Below are 2,619 nucleotides of genomic sequence, written 5' to 3'. Positions count from 1 at the left end.
AGGCGGGTCCGGCCTAGCGCCCGGCCTGGGCCGCCCGCGGCTACGCGCGCCTGCTCTACGAGACGGTCGAGCAGGCCGACGCGGGCTGCGACTTCGGTTTCATGCGCGCGGCGCCGGAGACCGGCTGAACGCCGCGACCGGCGTCAGCGTCCCGCCCCGGGCAGGACGACCTCCGCGCGCAGGCCCCCTTGCGGCAGGTTGTGCAGCCGGATCTCACCACCATGCGCGCGGATCGCCGAGCGCGCGATGGCGAGCCCGAGGCCGGTGCCGCCGGTCTCGTCGCTGCGCGAATCGTCGAGCCGGGCGAAAGGCTCGAACATCGCCTCGACCCGGTCGGCAGGGATGCCCGGCCCGTCGTCCTCGACCCGGATGCGCACGTCCGCGCCGTCGCGATCGAGCGCGAGGCGCGCACGTCGCCCGTAGCGGACCGCATTCTCGACGAGGTTGTCGAGCGCCCGCCTCAGGGCGTCGGGCCGGCCGGCGAAGGGAAGGGCTTCTGGGGCCGACAGGGTGACGTCGCGGCCGAGCGCGGCGTGGTCCGAGGCCAGCGTGCGGGCGAGCTCGGCGAGGTCGAGGGGGCCGCTCGCCTGCGAGGCGGCGTCGTCGCGGGCGAAGGACAGCGTCGCCTCCACCATCCGCTTCATGTCGCCCAGCGTCCGCACCATGCCGGCGCGGAGGTCCTCGTCCTCCACCATCTCCGCGCGCAGCCACAGCGAGGCGATCGGCGTGCGCAGGTCGTGGCTGACGGCGGCGAGCATCCGGGTGCGATCGTCGACGTAGGCCCGGAGCCGTGCCTGCATCCGGTTGAAGGCGATCGTCATCGTCCGCAGTTCCGCGGGGCCCGATTCCGGCAACGGCGCGACCATCGTGCCGCGCCCGGCCTCCTCGGCGGCCTGCGCCAGGGCTGTCACCGGACCGACCACCCCGCGCAGCCCGAGACCGACCACGGCGAGCACGGCGACGACGCTGGCGGCGATCTGGAACAGGCCGATCCGCATCCAGGGCGGCGTCGGCAGCGCGACCGGCGCCTCGCCGTTGAGCCAGCGCCCGTCGGCGAGGTGCACCGAGACCTGGAGCGCCTCCGGCTTGGCCCGGCGCCCCTCGGCCGGCGGGTCGTCGGCGACGTCGGCGACGTCGCGCCTGACCGAGTCGCGCTTGACCAGGAGCAGGCGCGCCTCGGTCGCATCCGCCTGCAGGCGGCGATCGAGGCCGTGCGCCAGCCGGGCCTCGTCGGCGTCCATCGCCCCGTCGGGGACGAGGCTCGCCGGGCCGATCGAGAAGTGGTGCCTGGGCGAGTTGAAGGCCGCGATGGTTCCTGGGACCGCGTCCGCCGGCACCGTGTCGAGCAGGCGGACGAGGATGGCGATGCGGTCGATCACCTGGGTGCGGCCGGCGGCGCGCCCGACGCGGGTCGCCTCGCTCGCGAACATCGCGAAGGCCGCGGCCTGCGCGGCCACCACCGCCAGCACCAGGAGCAGCGCCAGCCGCCAGACGAGCGAGCGCGGCACGAGGCGGCTCACCGGACCTCCCGCACGTCGGTGGCGAAGACGTAGCCGCCGCCCCACACCGTCTTGAGCAGCTCGGGATGGGCCGGGTCGCGCTCGAGCTTGCGCCGAAGCCGGCTGACCTGGTTGTCGATGCTGCGGTCGAAGGCCTGGGCGGTGCGGCCGCTCGTCAGGTCGAGGAGCTGGTCGCGCGACAGCACCACCCGCGGGCGCCGCACCAGCGCGGCGAGCAGGCGGAACTCCGCGGTGCTGAGCACGACCGCCTCGCCCGCCCCGTCGACGAGCTCGCGCCGGTCGCTATCCAGGATCCAGCGGTCGAAGGCGAGGCGCCGCGCACCGGGTTCGGCGCGCTCGCGCGGCAGGGCGGCGGCGCGGCGCAGCAGGTTCTTCACCCGGGCGAGCAGCTCCCGCGGGTCGAACGGCTTGGTCACGTAGTCGTCCGCGCCGATCTCCAGCCCGACGATGCGGTCGGTCTGCTCGGCCATCGCCGTCAGCAGGATCACCGGCGTGTCGTGCACCTCGCGGATGTGGCGACAGAGCGAGAGCCCGTCCTCGCCGGGCATCATCACGTCGAGGACGACGAGGTCGATGGCGCTGGTGCCGAGGATCGCCCGCGCCGCCGCGGCGTCGGCCGCCACGCTCACCCGCAGGTCGTACCGGCGCAGGTAGGCGGCCAGCGGATCGCGGATGTCGCGGTGGTCGTCGACGACCAGCAGGTGGGCAGCGTCCATGTCGTCGAGCCTTCGTCGTCGGGCCTTCCGCCGGCCGATCCTAGCGGCCGAGCCGGCCGGACCGCGCGGAAACAATGTCGCAAGATGTAACCGCCCGCCGGGCCTGCGACAGCTCGGCAAGAAAGTCTTCGAACCTGGGATCGTTGCGCGACAGGCGGGCGCGAAGGTCCGATCCAGGCCGCCGGTTCGGCGCGCCGCGAGGGATCGAAGCGATGACCACGGATGCGGTCCTTGCACTCAACCGGTTCGGGATCGGCGCACGGCCGGGCGAGACCGCCCGCATCGCCGGCGATCCCCGCGGATGGCTCGCCGCGCAGCTGTCCCAGCCCGCGGCGGCCCTGATCGACGATCCCGCGCTCCTGCCGTCCGATGCGGCGGCTCGC

Annotated in this window: 2 protein-coding genes; both read right to left on the bottom strand. The window is 74.5% G+C overall.

The genetic code is table 11. The features are described 5' to 3' along the window. Nucleotides 1–143: 143 nt before the first annotated feature. Complete coding sequence (locus FV223_RS24905; protein ID WP_147729470.1) at nucleotides 144–1,520, bottom strand: ATP-binding protein; 1,377 nt, start codon at nucleotides 1,518–1,520, stop codon at nucleotides 144–146. Next, on the bottom strand, nucleotides 1,517–2,236 hold the full coding sequence (locus FV223_RS24900; protein ID WP_147729469.1) for a response regulator: 720 nt from the start codon (nucleotides 2,234–2,236) through the stop codon (nucleotides 1,517–1,519). The genes FV223_RS24905 and FV223_RS24900 overlap by 4 nt, the downstream gene beginning before the upstream one ends. Nucleotides 2,237–2,619: the final 383 nt, after the last annotated feature.

The organism is Methylobacterium sp. WL116 (assembly GCF_008039455.1).
In the GTDB taxonomy this organism is placed as follows: domain Bacteria; phylum Pseudomonadota; class Alphaproteobacteria; order Rhizobiales; family Beijerinckiaceae; genus Methylobacterium.
This window is presented reverse-complemented; position numbering and strand designations above follow the sequence as displayed.